The organism is Nonomuraea fastidiosa (assembly GCF_042751225.1).
Taxonomy (GTDB): domain Bacteria; phylum Actinomycetota; class Actinomycetes; order Streptosporangiales; family Streptosporangiaceae; genus Nonomuraea; species Nonomuraea fastidiosa.
This window is the reverse complement of sequence record NZ_CP170570.1, coordinates 3,933,860-3,948,230: the sequence shown is the minus strand read 5'-3', so window position 1 is coordinate 3,948,230 and position 14,371 is coordinate 3,933,860. Positions and strand designations below refer to the sequence as shown.

Below are 14,371 nucleotides of genomic sequence, written 5' to 3'. Positions count from 1 at the left end.
AAGCCCGAACGCCCGCACAGGCCCAAGCGACCCGCGCAGGCCCGGGGCGTCATGCGTATGCCCGGACGCCCGGCCAGGACCCGCTCGACCGGCACGCGGCGGGCGTGGACGGTCAGACGCGCGTCACGGTGGGGCATGACGCCTCCGAGCGGTGCAGATTCGACACCTTCACCACATCGGAGGCTTCTTCGATGATCAAGCCCCACTGTCAACAACGCTCGTGGTCAATACTCCAGCGGCGTTCGGCCGTCAGTGGAAGAAGTGGCGGGTGCCGGTGAAGTACAGGGTGACGCCGGCCTTCTCGGCCGCCTCGATGACCTCCGCGTCACGTACCGACCCACCGGGCTCCACGATCGCCCGTACGCCGGACTCAGCCAGCACCTCCAGCCCGTCCGGGAACGGGAAGAACGCGTCGGAGGCGGCGACGGAGCCCGCGACGCGCTCGCCGGCCCTGGTGACGGCGAGGCGGCAGGAGTCGACGCGGTTGACCTGGCCCATGCCGACGCCCACGGTGGCGCCGCCGCTGGCGAGGAGGATGGCGTTGGACTTCACCGAGCGGCAGGCCCGCCAGGCGAACTCGAGGTCGGCGAGCACCTCGGGCGAGGCGGGTGCGCCGGTCTTGAGCTCCCACTGGGCGGCGGAGTCGCCGGAGGCGTCGACGCGGTCGGTGGTCTGGACGAGCAGGCCGCCGTCGATCCTGCGGAACTCGGTGGCGTTGGCGGGGCCTTCGGGGCAGCGCAGCAGGCGGAGGTTCTTCTTGCCGCGCAGCACCTCAAGGGCCTCGGCGTCGAAGTCTGGCGCGATGACCACTTCGGTGAAGACGTCGAAGATCTGCCTGGCCAGCTCTTCGGTGACGGGCCGGTTGACGGCGATGACGCCGCCGTACGCGGAGACGGGGTCGCACGCGTGCGCCTTGCGGTGGGCGTCGGCCACGTCGGCGCCGATGGCGATGCCGCACGGGTTCTGGTGCTTGATGATGGCGACGCAGGGGTCGGAGAAGTCCCACGCGGCCCGCCAGGCGGCGTCGGCGTCGAGGTAGTTGTTGTAGGACATCTCCTTGCCGTGCAGCTGCTCGGCGCCTGCGAGCCCGCCCTCGCCCGCGGTGTAGAGTGCGGCGCGCTGGTGCGGGTTCTCGCCGTAGCGCAGGGTGGCCTTGCGCTCGTACGCGGACCCGGTGAAGCTCGGGAACTCCTCCTCGCCCGCGTACGTGCCGGCGAACCAGTTGGCCACGGCCACGTCGTAGGAGGCGGTGTGGGCGTAGGCGATGCCGGCGAGACGGCGGCGCTCGGTGAGCGTGAAGCCGCCCGCGTCGAGCGCGTTGCGGACATCGCCGTAGAAGGAGGGATCGACGACGACGGCGCAGGTGTTGTGGTTCTTGGCCGCGCCGCGGATCATCGCGGGCCCGCCGATGTCGATCTGTTCGACGCACTCGGCGTCGGACGCGCCGGAGGCCACCGTCTGCTGGAACGGGTAGAGGTTGACGACGACGAGCTGGAACGGGTCGATCTCCAGCTCTTCGAGCTGGGCGACGTGGTTCGGCTTGGTGACGTCGGCGAGCAGCCCGGCGTGTACGCGCGGGTGCAGCGTCTTGACCCGCCCGTCGAGGCACTCGGGGAACCCGGTGAGCTGCTCCACCTTCGTCACCGGGATGCCGTAGGAGGAGATCGCGGCGGCGGTGCCGCCGGTCGAGACGATCTCCACCCCGGCAGCGTCGAGGGCTCTGGCCAGCTCTTCGAGCCCGGACTTGTCGTATACGGCGATCAACGCGCGCCGGATGGCGATACGAGTCACGTGGTTTCCCCTCCTGTGTTGTTGCCGATGCGGACCATACGTCCGCTGACCGTCCAGCCCTCGCGGGCCATCCGGCCGACGGTTTCGACGAGCAGGCGCCGCTCGACCTGCTTGATGCGCTCGTGCAGGACCGCCTCGTCGTCGCCGGGAAGCACGGGCACGGCCGCCTGCGCCACGATGGGCCCGGTGTCGACGCCCTCGTCGGCGAGCATCACCGTGCAGCCGGTGATCTTGACGCCGTAGGCGAGCGCGTCGCGCACGCCGTGGGCCCCGGGGAACGACGGCAGCAGCGCCGGGTGGGTATTGAGCACGGGGAACGCGTCGAGGGTGGGCGCGCCCAAGATCTTCATGAAGCCCGCGGACACGACGAGGTCGGGCTCGTACGCGGCGATACGCGCCGCGATCGCGCGATCCCATTCATCTCGGGTCGCGTAATCACCCAATTTCTCGACAAAAGTCGGGACCTGCGCCCGTTCGGCCCTGACCAGCCCTTCTATGCCATCCCTGTCCGCACCTACCGCGACCACGCGGGCGCCGTACGACGGATCGGCGGAGGCGTCCAGCAGGGCCTGTAGGTTGGTTCCAGAGCCGGAGACGAGGACGACGAGCCGCCCAGCCTTAGACACGCACACTCCAAGTGAGGAAACAGGGTGGGGGTCACAGGGTATCTGTTCATCGTCCGGCGACGCAGAGGAGGTCAGGTGTCGACACCGGTGAAGGCACCGGCAGGCCAGCAGCCCGCGGAGTCAGCGGGCCGCCGAGCGATCTGGTTGGCCATCGCAGCGCTGGCCATGACGTTCATGCTGCCCCTTGCGGGCCTGGTCATGGCGTTGTTCGCGCTGATGGCGGGGATCCGGGCGCTGCCGTTGCTCAAGAGCGAGGGCAAGCCCACGGGCGTGGCGGTCGGCGGCATCACCGTCTCCTCGCTCGCGCTGGTGCTGTCGGCCATGGCCACGGCCATGCAGCTTTATCTCGCGGACGAATACGCCGCCTACCAGGAGTGCATGAAGGGCGCAGGCACGGTGGCCTCGCAGGGCGAGTGCTTCGCCGAGTTCAAGGAGGCGGCGCAGCGCAAGCTTCCCGCCGACGTCCTGCAGATGCTCGGGGCGATGCAGCCGTAACGTGCGCTCCAGGCGATGCGGCCGTGATGGCCGCTGGCCGTGACGGCCGCTGTTCGCGGTCCCAGCCGTACGTGCGCGAGTCGCGGTCCCAGCCGTACGTGCGCGAGTCGCGGTCCCAGCCGTACGTGCGTTAGTCGCGGTCCCATGCGTACGGGCGTTAGTCGCGGTCCCAGGCGTACGGGTCGACGTAGATCACGTGGCCTCCCTTGTCGTCCGACTCGTCCACGATGTCCTTGCGCGGCGGCCGGGGCACCGACGGGTCCGGCCCCGCGGGCCGCGGCCTGGCCTGGGCCAGCGTCTCGGCCTCCGCGGACGCGTGCTCGTCCTGCCAGTCGTCCCTGATGACGGGGATCTCCTGGGTGTCGGCCTCGGTGGCGTCGAGCCAGTGACCGGGCAGCGGGCGCGGGTCGCTCTCGGCGAGCCCGACCTTGCTCGCCGCCCTGGCCAGCGCGGCGCCGGCCTTCCGTACGGGAGCCGCGGCCTTGTCCAGCGGCTTCCTGGCCCGCTTGTTGAGCAGCAGCAGGTTCGTCACACCCGCGGAGATGCCGGCCGCCACGCCGACCTCCAGCGCCACCGACAGCGCCACCTCCCAGGGCGACGGCCCGACCGTGGCCAGCCGCGCGCCGCCGATCGGCCCGCCCGACAGCGCCGCGAGCACCCCGGCCACCAGCCCGCTGGTGATGCCGGTCAGGAACCCCCACAGCGGCGCCGCCTCGTACGACGGAGACGGCGAGATGCGAGCCACCATCACGCCCGCCACCGCGCCCGCCGCGAACGGCACCGCGATCACGGCCATCATCCACGCGGGCACCGGACCGCTCTCGGGCAGGGCGCCCAGCATCGGCAGGCTGGGCACGGTGCCGAGCTGCACGCCCGTGGGCGCGACCAGGGTGTCCGCGCCGATCGCGAACCCGGGCCCGGCGATGTAGGAGAACGCCCAGATGACGGCGTTCAGCAGGTAGAGCAGCTGGAGCAGGATGAGCAGCAGCCCGCCGACGAACCCCGGCGAGAGCACCTCCGACAGCTGCCTGACCTGGCCGAAGTTGAGCACGACAGCGAGCAGCACCAGCGCCAGCCCGGCCACCAGCAGCACCGCCGTGGCCACCGCCGTGCCGACGGTGAGGGCGCGGACGCGCTCGGGCAGCAGCCGCAGCATGACCCGCCACGGCCCGATCATCCTGGCCGTGGCCAGCGAACCGGCCAGGAACGCCAGCAGGAAGTGGCTGAGCAGCGCCTCGCCGATGAACGGCTGGGTGATCTCGTTCCTGGCCACGAGCGCGATCAGGCCGGCCAGCATCGCGTACGGGGCCGCCAGCGACACCCCCGCCTGCACGACGAGCACGAGCTGGGCCCGCCGCCGCGCGCCGGCCTGCTCCTTGGGGCTGTTCTTGGGCAGCCGGGCGGGCAGGCGCAGCCGCAGGTCGGCGTCGCGGGCCATCCACCGCGCCGCGCGGTAGAGCAGGATGGCGGGCAGGATCACCAGGCCGAGCGGCAGCAGACCGACCCGGCCGCCGGGAATCGCGAAGCCCGCGTGGTGCGCGGCCAGCCAGAGCTGCGCCGCCGTACGGAAGACTCCGGGCAGCCCGGCGCCCAGGGTGCCGCGCGGCGCGGCTATCCAGCCGACGAGCGTGAGCGTGGTGAGCACGGCGAGGCCGACACCGAGGGTGCAGGCGGCGGCCAGCATTCCCGACACCGGCAGCGGCCGCCGCGTCTCGTCGTCGTCGCTCGGGGCTCCGGGGAGCTTGCCGAGTACTGACCGGGGGGCAGTACGCAACTGGTCGAGGATCGCCGTCACAGTAGGCGATTTTCTCAATCTTTCCCGACCGAAGCTTGGTTGACGCGCCGGGCATCGCCTTGTTCTGTTCCGCCGTCGCTTCCGGCACAGGCGGCACCCGTCCGGCACCCGGACACGCGCAGGGCTTCGCATGGCGGCATACCACGCGAAGCCCTGTGGGAAACGATCAGCGAGCCTGCATGATCTCGCGCATGAGGCGGGCCGTCTCGGAGGGGGTCTTGCCGACGCGGACGCCGACCTTCTCCAGCGCCTCCTTCTTGGCCTGGGCGGTGCCGGCCGAGCCGGACACGATGGCGCCCGCGTGGCCCATCGTCTTGCCCTCGGGGGCGGTGAAGCCCGCGACGTAGGCGACGACCGGCTTGGTGACGTGCTGCTCGATGTAGGCGGCGGCCCGCTCCTCGGCGTCGCCGCCGATCTCGCCGATCATCACGATCGCGTCGGTGCCCGGATCCTCCTGGAACGCCTGCAGCGCATCGATGTGGGTGGTGCCGATGACCGGGTCACCGCCGATGCCGACGGCCGTGGAGAAGCCGAAGTCGCGCAGCTCGTACATGAGCTGGTAGGTCAGCGTGCCGGACTTCGAGACCAGGCCGATGCGGCCGGCCGTGGTGATGTCGGCGGGGATGATGCCGGCGTTGGAGGCGCCGGGCGAGGCGATGCCCGGGCAGTTGGGGCCGATGATGCGGGTCTTGTTGCCCTTGGCCACCGCGTACGCCCAGAACTCCGTCGAGTCGTGCACCGGCACGCCCTCGGTGATCACCACGCAGAGCGGGATCTCGGCGTCGATGGCCTCCTTCACCGCGTCCTTGGTGAACTTCGGCGGCACGAACACGACCGACACGTCCGCGCCGGTCTTCTCGATGGCCTCCTTGACCGTGCCGAACACGGGCAGGCCCTCGTGGACGGTGCCCGCCTTGCGGGCGTTCACGCCGCCCACGACCTTGGCGCCGGCGGCCAGCATGCGGCGGGTGTGCTTGGTGCCCTCACCACCGGTCATGCCCTGAACGATGATCTTGCTGTTCTCCGTCAACCAGATGGCCATGGGTCACGCACCTACCGCAGCGAGCTGGGCGGCGCGCTTGGCCGCCTCGTCCATCGTGTCAACCAGCTCGACGCCGGGAAGCGCGGCGTCGGCCAGGATCTGCCGCCCGAGCTGGGCGTTGTTGCCGTCGAGCCGGACCACCAGCGGGCGGGTCACGGCCTCGCCGCGGCTCTCCAGCAGCTTGAACGCCGCGACGATGCCGTTGGCGACCGCGTCGCAGGCGGTGATGCCGCCGAAGACGTTCACGAAAATCGACTTCACGTCGGGGTCGGAGAGGATGATCTCCAGGCCGGCCGCCATGACCTCGGCGGACGCGCCACCGCCGATGTCGAGGAAGTTCGCGGGCCTCGGCTTGCCGGGGAACTCCTCACCGGCGTAGGCCACCACGTCGAGCGTGGACATGACCAGGCCGGCGCCGTTGCCGATGATGCCGACGCTGCCGTCGAGCTTGACGTAGTTGAGGTCCTTCTCCTTGGCCCTGGCCTCGAGCGGGTCCTCGGCGGCCTTGTCGGCGAGCGCCTCGTGGTCGGGCTGGCGGAACGCGGCGTTGTCATCGAGCGTGACCTTGCCGTCGAGCGCCTTCACCTGGCCGTCGGCCGACAGGATCATCGGGTTGACCTCGACCAGCGTGGCGTCCTCGTCGACGAAGCAGCACCAGAGCTTCTCGATGAGCTCGGCGGCGCCGTCGAGGGCCTTCTCCGGCAGACCGCCGGCCACCGCGATCTCGCGGGCCTTGGCGCGGTCGACGCCGGTCAGCGCCGAGACGGGGACCTTGGCGACCTTCTCCGGCGTGGCGTGCGCGACCTCTTCGATGTCCATGCCGCCCGAGGCCGAGCAGATGGCGAGGAAGGTGCGGTTGGCCCGGTCGAGCAGGAAGGAGAAGTAGTATTCCTCGGCGATATCGCTGGCCTCTTCGACCAGTACCTTGTGGACCGTGTGGCCCTTGATGTCCATGCCCAGGATCGCCTGAGCCTTGGCCACGGCGTCGGCGGCGTCGTCGGCCACCTTCACACCGCCGGCCTTGCCCCGGCCGCCGGTCTTGACCTGGGCCTTGACGACAACGCGGCCGGTCAGCTGCTCGGCCGCCGACCGCACCTCCTCCACGTTGTGGGCGACGATGCCGCGTGGCACCGGGATGCCGTAGTCAGCGAAGAGCTCCTTCGCCTGATGTTCGAACAGGTCCACGAGGGTCCGTCCTTGCTTATCCGACTGATGTTCGACGGCCCGGGCATCTGTGCTGATGGTCGCGTGCGCTTCGCCGTGCGCGGCTTCGTTCCTCGCTCTGCTCTGTCACGGCGAGCTCCTACGCTCAGGGGTCGTGCCGGGCGTTTCCGCCAGTGAAGCCTAGCCCGAAGCTTGACCTGCCCAGGTCATCGGGTCGCGGTTCTTCCGCTATGTGACGGTGATCTCACTTCTTCAGGGCGGGCGTCAGATCTCAATTGCATCATTTAGCCGACATAAGACCCGCCGCGCGATATATCTTCGTGATCTTCCAATGTCAGGCTTGCTCCCCGCTCTTGCCTTAAATGCTGAAGGAAACTCTATGAAGCGAATTCTCGCGGGCCTGGCGCTGGCGTCGGCGGCCACGCTCGTGACCGCAACGCCCGCGCAGGCCGCGCCCGCGGACCCGGTGAAGGCGCTGAAGAAGCAGTACGCCGCCGGTAAGGGCGTGCGGATCTCCGAGTCCGCCGTCACCAAGGTCTCGGGCACGAAGACCGACGGAACCGTCACCACGAACGGCACCCTCGCTTTCGGCAAGTCCGGAATCGTGGCGTCGGACCTGCGTAGCGGCGGGAAAGGCGCGAGCTTGCTCAGTGCGGCGCCGCCGCGGTCGATCACGGTCGGTAAATACACGTACGCGCAAGGCGGGTTGTTCAGCCAGCAACTTCCCGACGGCAAGAAGTGGGTGCGCTACCCGAACACCGGCATCCCGCGCACCGGCAACCAGCCGCTGGACATCTTCCGGCCCAAGGTGCTCAAGGAGCTCGTGAGCGAGGCCAAGAGCGTCAAGGGCGGCTCGTACCGGGGAGCCATCACCTTCGGACGGCTCGCCAAGCTCTACGGCGAGAAGGTCGACAAGCGGCTCGGCAAGGTCGCCATCAGCTACGTGCTCGACGTCAACTCCAAGGGCCTGGTCAGCCGGCTGCGCAGCCAGTACGCGTTCGACTTCGGCCTGCTCGGCAAGACCACGTCCACCGTGAACACCCGCTACACCGGCTGGGGCAGCAAGGTCACGGTCAAGGCCCCGCCGGCGGACCAGGTCATCGACTACAGCGAGCTCGGCGAGGACAGCGGCGTGCCGCAGGAGATCCCTGACAGTTCGCTGGACGCGCTCAACCCGGTCGAGTAACGACCCCCTTGCGCCGGGTCCCGCTCTTCGCGGAGCCCGGCGTTACGTCTTGTGGGGCCCGCGTTACGCCTTGAGGGCCCGGCGTCAGGCCAACCGACCGCCTCCGAGAGGCCGTTCTGCCCTGCTCCGGCGCCCTTGCCGGGGCAGACCCCCACCCACACGGCCTCACCCAGTGCGTATGGCTTCGCCCTCGTCCGTACAGCTTCGCTCCGTCCGTACGGCCTCACCCCGACCCGCACAGGCGACCGCGCCCTGCCCCCCCCGGAAAGCTCACCAGCCGCCTCGTCGGGGCGACCGCACCCCCGTGCTTTCCAAGCAGCCTCACCAAGCCGGCCCGTACCGGCGACCCCGCCCCCGGCCGGAGGTTCCCTCACCCCGCCACGGCCTCCGCAGGGTCGGGGAGGCGGGTGGGGCGGAGGGCGGCCCATTGGAGGGAGTGGCGGATGCCGTCCTCCAGCGAGTAGCGGGCCTGCCACCCCAGCAGCTCACGAGCCCGGTCGCTGCGGGTGTAGGCGCCGGCCACGTCGCCGGGGCGCGCGGGCGCATCGACGGTCTCGATCGGCCGGTCCGCCACCCGGTTGAAGGCTTCCACCAGCTCGCGGACGGTGGTGCCGGCGCCGGTGCCGAGGTTGATCGCGCCGGTCTCCAGCGAGTCGAACCGCCGCAGCGCCGCCACGTGGGCCTCGGCGAGGTCCCAGACGTGGATGTAGTCGCGGATGCCGGTGCCGTCGCGGGTGGGGTAGCGGGTGCCGGTGATCTGGAACGGCACGCCCTCCTCGTACGCCTCGATCATCTTGCCCAGCGCGTGACTGGGCCGGCGGAGCTGCAGGCCGGTGCGCATGCGCGGGTCGGCCCCGACGGGGTTGAAGTAGCGCAACGACAGGATCTTGATGGGCCGGCTCGCGGCGATGTCGGCGAACATGCCCTCGCAGACCGCCTTCGTCCGCGCGTACGGGCTCTGCGGGGCGAGCGGCGACTCCTCGGTCACCGTGTGGTCGTCGCCCGCCTGGTAGATCGACGCCGAAGAGCTGAAGATCATGCGCGTGCATCCGTTGCGGATGAGGTGTTCGACGAGGTCGAGGCTCTTGGCGACGTTGGCGCGGTAGTAGCCGATGGGGTCGGACACGGAGTCGGGGACGACGATGAGCGCGGCGCAGTGGACGACGGCTGATATGTCGGGATGTTCGGCGAAAATCTTGTCGATGAGCGGCCCGTCGCTGATATCCCCCTCGTAGAACACCCGCCCCTCGGTGAACTCCCGCCGCCCCCTGACGAGGCTGTCGAGGATCACGGGGTCGATCCCCGCATCGAGGCACGCCGAGGCGATCGTGCTCCCGATGTAACCGGCGCCGCCGGTGATCAGTACGCGCATGCCTGAACCCTAGCCAGCCCCGCGACCCCCGCGAGCCGTCCTGTGGACAACACCGCCGAGCCTGTGGAAAACCGGCGTTCCTTTGCCTTCGCGGTATGGCCTAGTGGGCTTCGACGTGCGACATTTCGAGATATGGGCAGGGATGTGCCGGTCGTCGTGTTCAGCAGGGACGACCGCCGGCAATACCGGGAAAAGGTGCACCGCTGCCTCGACGTGTTCGCCACGATGCTGCGCGAGTCCCGTTTCGCGTTCGACCGCCCGCTCGCCGGCCTGGAGATCGAGCTGAACATCGTGGACGCGCGGGGCGAGGCAGCCATGCGCAACGCCGAGGTGCTCGCCGCCATCGCGCAGCCGGACTGGGCCACCGAGCTGGGGCAGTTCAACGTCGAGATCAACATCGAGCCCCAGGACCTGGCGGGTGACGGCGTCCCGAGTCTGGAGAACGACGTACGGGCCCGGCTCAACCACGCCGAGTCCCGGGCGCGTTCCGTGGGCGCGCACCTCGTACTGGTCGGAATCCTGCCCACGCTGCGCGAACAGGACATCGGCGAGGGCACGCTCTCGGCGAACCCCCGCTTCCGCCTGCTCAACGAGCAGATCTTCGCCGCCAGGGGCGAGGACCTGCACCTGCTCATCGAGGGCGTCGAACGGCTCGACACCCACGCCGACAGCGTCACCCCCGAGGCGGCGTGCACGAGCGTCCAGCTGCACCTCCAGGTCAGCCCCGACATGTTCGCCGCGCACTGGAACGCCGCCCAGGCCATCGCGGGCGCGCAGGTGGCGGTCGCGGCGAACTCGCCGTACCTGTTCGGCAAGGAACTGCACAGGGAGACCAGGATCGCGCTGTTCGAGCAGGCGACGGACACGCGGCCGGCGGAGCTGAAGGCGCAGGGCGTACGGCCGCGGGTGTGGTTCGGCGAACGGTGGATCACCAGCGTCTTCGACCTGTTCGAGGAGAACGTCAGCTACTACCCCGCGCTGCTGCCCCTGTGCGCGGACGAGGACCCGCGCGCTGAGCTGGAACGGGGCCGCACCCCAGAGCTGCACGAGCTGACCCTGCACAACGGCACCATCTACCGCTGGAACCGGCCGGTGTACGCGGTCGTTGACGGAGTACCGCATCTGCGCGTGGAGAACCGCGTGTTGCCAGCGGGGCCCTCCGTGGCCGACATCGCGGCCAACGCGGCGTTCTACTACGGGTTGATGCAGGTGCTGCCGTACGACGAGCGTCCGGTGTGGAGCCGGATGTCGTTCCAGGCGGCGGCGGACAATCTGGCCGCTGCCGCACGATACGGTCTTGACGCGCGGCTGTACTGGCCGGGAGTGGGCGAGGTGCCGGCCGCCGAGCTGATCTTGCGGCGGCTGCTGCCGCTGGCGCGTGAAGGGCTTGCCGAGTGGGGTGTGGACGGGGTCGTGGCGGACCGGTTGCTGGGGATCATCGAGGGGCGGTGCCTGACGGGGCGTACGGGGGCGAGCTGGCAGGTGGAGCAGGTGCGCGCGCGGGGCGGCGACAGGCACTCGGCGCTGCGGGCCATGACCTTGGAGTACATCGAACGCATGCACACCAACGAACCCGTGCACACGTGGGACGCGTGACGCCCGTGGCGCGCGCGCTGGTCGCCGCCGTCCTGACGCTGGTGCTGGTCGCGGTCTCCGGTTGCGGGGCGGTCCGCCGGTCGTCCACGGATCGGGCGGGGGACGACACGTTCGAGGGGGACGTACGGACGGCGCGCACGCTGACCGAGCAGTTCTGGCGGGCACAGTTCGAGGAGTCCGGGCGGATCTATCGGCCTATCGCTGACTTCATCCCCTACTCGGGGCGGTTCGGGCCGAGTTGCGGTGATGAGCCTGCCGTGCCCAACAACGCCTTCTACTGCCCGATCGGGCACTTCATCGCGTTCGACCAGGACTGGCTGGAGTCCTTGTGGAGCGAAATGGGGGACGGATCCGTCTATGTCATCATTCCGCATGAGTTCGGGCATGCCGTTCAGGCGCAGCTCCGGACCGGCTTCGAGCTGAACGTCCAGATGGAGCTGCAGGCCGACTGCTACGCGGGCGCCACCCTGGCCGGCCTGGTCAACTCGGGCGCCCTGGCCGCCGAGGAGGGCGACGAGGAGGAGCTGCTCCTCAGCCTCGCGGCGGCCGGCGACCCCACGGACGACTGGCTCGACCCGTCCGCCCATGGGACGGCGGAGCAGCGGCAGGCGTCGTTCGCCACCGGGTACCAGGAGGGCGTGGGCGCCTGCTGATCGGGCGGGTCGCGTCGCCGGACCCGCGGTCGGGCTGGGCCTTGCGCAGTGAGCTCAGATGGCGAGCGTCGCGTCGGCCGACATCACGGCGACGAACGTCACGTCGGTGTGTCAGGACCAGGCGACATGCGAGACGAACGTGACGACAGGGACACGCCACCAGGCCCTGGTAACACGCGACGCTCCAGCGGCCCCTGGTGTACAAGCGACGCGCAGCGGACCCGAGCGCACAAGCGACGCGCAGCGGACCCGCATGGACAAGCGACGCGGCAGCAGACCCAGGCTGCAGGAATCGACGATCGGCCTGATGACCATCGACGACATTGCGGAGGACCGTTGGGGCGCGGACGTCGCACCACCCGCGGTCTGGGATGCCCGCGGTCTCGGACGCCCGGGATATGGGACACCCGGGATCTGAAACGCCCGGGATCTGGGACACCCGGGATCTGAAACGCCCGGGATCTGGGACACCCAGGATCTGGAACGTCGGGTCTGCGACACCCGGGATCTGGGACGCATCACCACCTGGTCGTACACCACAGTTCAACCCACAGGATGATGCCGCCGATCTTCCTTTGGGCCTACCGTTGCTGCATGCCACTGGAGGAGATCGGCTGGTTGCGCAGGGGGGCGTGCCGCACCAGCGACCCTGACCTCTTCTTCCCCCTCGCCCCCACCCCCATACAGGAGGCCCAGGCCAAGGCGATCTGCGCCGGCTGCCAGGTGCTGGAGGAGTGCCGAGCATACGCATTAGACGCCGGAGAGGCGGAGGGCATCTGGGGCGGCCTCACCCCCGCAGAACGCCGCCGCACCCGCCTAGCCCGCCCCACCGCCTCCTGACCCAGGCGACCAAACAGCGCACGTGAAGCCGTGCCCACGCCCGCAGCTCACAACGGCGACAACTCCACGACCGGCACCCCAGCACGTGGACTTCGCCGGGGCGAGCGACCCCGCGGCCCAAGCGGCAGTGGGAGTAGGTCAGGTCGTGGGCCTGGGGGCGCGTGCGGGACAGGCTCTGTGCGGGACAGGATGCCCGTGCGATCCGCGGGATGCCCGTGCGGTACGCGGGTTGCCGTGCGGGGCTCGGCTCGCCGTGTAAGACGCAGGGCGGCCGCGCGGGGCTCAGTAAGCCGCGCGAAGCGCGGCTGGCGGCGCAGGCCCGCCCAGCCGTGCGGACGCGCAGAACGGCTACGCGAGTCGCGCGGGCAGCAAGGCGAGACGCGGGACGACCGAGCGCAGCCGCGAGCCGCGCAACGTGAGCAGAGGACGCGCACGCTGTCCGAGAGACGCGGAGCGACTGCGCAAACGACGCGCGCGGCCGTGTGGAGACGACCAGACGGCTGCACAAACCGCACGGGCAACCACGGCCGTGCAAAGACGATGGGACGGCTGCGCGAACCGCATGGGCACCGCGGAAGGCACGAGACGGTCGACCATGACACGGGACACTGCCGGGGGCGCAGGGCAGCCACCCAGGGCTCGGGAGCGCAAGGCGCCGGGGTGGCCGTCCAGGGATCGGTGGGCTGCGCGAGGCTCGCGTGGCCGTGCGGCACTCGCGTGGCTCATTGGGCTCGCGTAGCCGTGCGGCGCGGGACTTCGGATGGCCGTGCAGGACTCGGATGACCGTGCAGGACTCGGATGGCCGTGCGGGACTTCGGATGGCCGTGCGGGACTCGGATGACCGTGCAGGACTCGGATGGCCGTGCGGGACTTCGGATGGCCGTGCGGGACTTCGGATGGCCGTGCGGGACTTCGGATGGCCGTGCGGGACTCGGATGGCCGTACAGGGCAAGGGGCGGGAAGCAGGGACGTAGCCTGCAAGGGTGCTGCTTCGCTCGATGGCCGTGCTGGCCGCCGCCAACGTGCTCAACAACAAGGTCGCTCCGCGCCTCGGGCCCCTGACGTCCACGGTCGCCACCGGCGCGCTCGTGGCCATGGCGCGCAGGTCCGGGCTGACGTGGGAGGAGATCGGGTTCGAGCAGGGGCGGCGGGGGGCGGTCGCCGGGGGTGTGCTGGCGGCGGCGGTGGCCGCGGTGTACACCGTGGGCGTCGCGTCGCCGCGTACGAGGCCGCTCTTCCACGACGAGCGGGCGCTGTCGTTGTCGCGCGCCCGGGTCGTCGAGGAGGCGCTGCTTCAGGTTCCTCTCGGGACGGTGCTGCTGGAGGAGGTGGGTTTCCGAGGGGCGCTGTACGGCATGCTGCGCAAGCGTCACGGCACGGTCGCCGCCACGGCCGTTTCCTCCGGGCTGTTCGGGCTGTGGCACATCCTGCCGTCCATCGACATGGCCAGGGCCAACCCGGCGCTGGGCGCGCTGACGGCCGGGGAGTCGCCGGGTCGGCTCGACGCGGCCCGGGTGGTCGTGGGCAGCGTCGTGTCCACGGCGGCCGCCGGGGTGCTCTTCTGCGAGCTACGCCGGCACCGTGGGCTCCTCACCCCCGCCATGCTCCACCTGGCCACGAACTCCCTCGGCTACCTCTTCGCCCGCGTCTCCGCCTCGCTTGCCACCCTCGACCGTCGGTCCGTGCCAGAACGTTCTCCAGCGTCAGGCCGGATGGCGGGCTGAAGTTCTCGTCGGCGACGTAAGACGTAAGCGGCAGAGGAACACGTGCGCCGGGGTTACGGGAGGGGCGGGGCGGTGAGCGGAGGATCA

Annotated in this window: 12 protein-coding genes; 6 read left to right on the top strand and 6 right to left on the bottom strand. The window is 70.3% G+C overall.

Translation table 11 applies throughout. From position 1 onward, the window contains the following. Positions 1–249 precede the first annotated feature (249 nt). Positions 250–1,791 carry a bifunctional phosphoribosylaminoimidazolecarboxamide formyltransferase/IMP cyclohydrolase gene (gene purH / locus ACFMQL_RS18320; RefSeq protein ID WP_378786201.1) on the bottom strand — a complete coding sequence of 514 codons (1,542 nt, stop codon included), beginning with the start codon at positions 1,789–1,791 and terminating at the stop codon, positions 250–252. Further along, the gene (gene purN, locus ACFMQL_RS18315) at positions 1,788–2,417 is read right to left on the bottom strand and encodes a phosphoribosylglycinamide formyltransferase (RefSeq protein ID WP_364068421.1); all 630 of its coding nucleotides are present in this window, start codon (positions 2,415–2,417) and stop codon (positions 1,788–1,790) included. Before purN ends, purH begins: the two co-directional genes overlap by 4 nt. A 75-nt stretch (positions 2,418–2,492) precedes the next feature. Between purN and ACFMQL_RS18310 the strand changes: the two genes are divergently transcribed. After that, the gene (locus tag ACFMQL_RS18310; protein ID WP_378786198.1) at positions 2,493–2,912 is read left to right on the top strand and encodes a hypothetical protein; all 420 of its coding nucleotides are present in this window, start codon (positions 2,493–2,495) and stop codon (positions 2,910–2,912) included. A gap of 157 nt (positions 2,913–3,069) precedes the next feature. On the opposite strand, the gene ACFMQL_RS18305 is transcribed toward ACFMQL_RS18310, so the two are convergent. From ACFMQL_RS18305 to sucC, 3 genes are all read right to left on the bottom strand, one after another. Next, on the bottom strand, positions 3,070–4,707 hold the full coding sequence (locus ACFMQL_RS18305) for a DUF6350 family protein (RefSeq protein WP_378786196.1): 1,638 nt from the start codon (positions 4,705–4,707) through the stop codon (positions 3,070–3,072). 166 nt (positions 4,708–4,873) lie between these two features. Continuing rightward, positions 4,874–5,749: a succinate--CoA ligase subunit alpha gene (gene sucD, locus ACFMQL_RS18300; protein ID WP_364068427.1), complete on the bottom strand. Its 876-nt coding sequence runs from the start codon at positions 5,747–5,749 to the stop codon at positions 4,874–4,876. Positions 5,750–5,752: 3 nt separating this feature from the next. After that, positions 5,753–6,934 carry an ADP-forming succinate--CoA ligase subunit beta gene (gene sucC, locus ACFMQL_RS18295; RefSeq protein ID WP_364068429.1) on the bottom strand — a complete coding sequence of 394 codons (1,182 nt, stop codon included), beginning with the start codon at positions 6,932–6,934 and terminating at the stop codon, positions 5,753–5,755. A gap of 358 nt (positions 6,935–7,292) precedes the next feature. Between sucC and ACFMQL_RS18290 the strand changes: the two genes are divergently transcribed. Continuing rightward, on the top strand, positions 7,293–8,099 hold the full coding sequence (locus ACFMQL_RS18290; protein ID WP_378786193.1) for a hypothetical protein: 807 nt from the start codon (positions 7,293–7,295) through the stop codon (positions 8,097–8,099). 370 nt (positions 8,100–8,469) lie between these two features. Here the strand turns inward: ACFMQL_RS18290 and galE are convergent, their stop codons facing one another. Continuing rightward, positions 8,470–9,471 (bottom strand): UDP-glucose 4-epimerase GalE, encoded by a 1,002-nt coding sequence (galE, locus tag ACFMQL_RS18285; RefSeq protein ID WP_378786191.1) that lies wholly within the window; start codon positions 9,469–9,471, stop codon positions 8,470–8,472. Between the two features lie 132 nt (positions 9,472–9,603). Here galE and ACFMQL_RS18280 point away from each other — a divergent pair, with 132 nt between their 5' ends. From ACFMQL_RS18280 to ACFMQL_RS18265, 4 genes are all read left to right on the top strand, one after another. Next, positions 9,604–11,067 (top strand): glutamate--cysteine ligase, encoded by a 1,464-nt coding sequence (locus ACFMQL_RS18280; protein WP_378786189.1) that lies wholly within the window; start codon positions 9,604–9,606, stop codon positions 11,065–11,067. Then, complete coding sequence (locus tag ACFMQL_RS18275; RefSeq protein ID WP_378786187.1) at positions 11,064–11,720, top strand: neutral zinc metallopeptidase; 657 nt, start codon at positions 11,064–11,066, stop codon at positions 11,718–11,720. The genes ACFMQL_RS18280 and ACFMQL_RS18275 overlap by 4 nt, the downstream gene beginning before the upstream one ends. A gap of 555 nt (positions 11,721–12,275) precedes the next feature. Further along, entirely contained in the window at positions 12,276–12,560 is a 285-nt protein-coding gene (locus ACFMQL_RS18270; RefSeq protein WP_378786185.1) for a WhiB family transcriptional regulator, read from the top strand. A 983-nt stretch (positions 12,561–13,543) separates the two neighbouring features. Next, positions 13,544–14,284, top strand: coding sequence for a CPBP family intramembrane glutamic endopeptidase (locus ACFMQL_RS18265; protein WP_364068440.1), 741 nt, complete (start codon positions 13,544–13,546; stop codon positions 14,282–14,284). The last annotated feature ends 87 nt before the right edge of the window (positions 14,285–14,371 follow it).

Excerpts from the sequence above, each read along its gene's own strand:
- sucD (WP_364068427.1), bottom strand. The coding sequence starts at position 5,749 with ATGGCCATCTGGTTGACGGAGAACAGCAAGATCATCGTTCAGGGCATG.
- ACFMQL_RS18290 (WP_378786193.1), top strand. The coding sequence starts at position 7,293 with ATGAAGCGAATTCTCGCGGGCCTGGCGCTGGCGTCGGCGGCCACGCTC.
- galE (WP_378786191.1), bottom strand. The coding sequence starts at position 9,471 with ATGCGCGTACTGATCACCGGCGGCGCCGGTTACATCGGGAGCACGATC.
- ACFMQL_RS18280 (WP_378786189.1), top strand. The coding sequence starts at position 9,604 with ATGGGCAGGGATGTGCCGGTCGTCGTGTTCAGCAGGGACGACCGCCGG.
- ACFMQL_RS18270 (WP_378786185.1), top strand. The coding sequence starts at position 12,276 with ATGATGCCGCCGATCTTCCTTTGGGCCTACCGTTGCTGCATGCCACTG.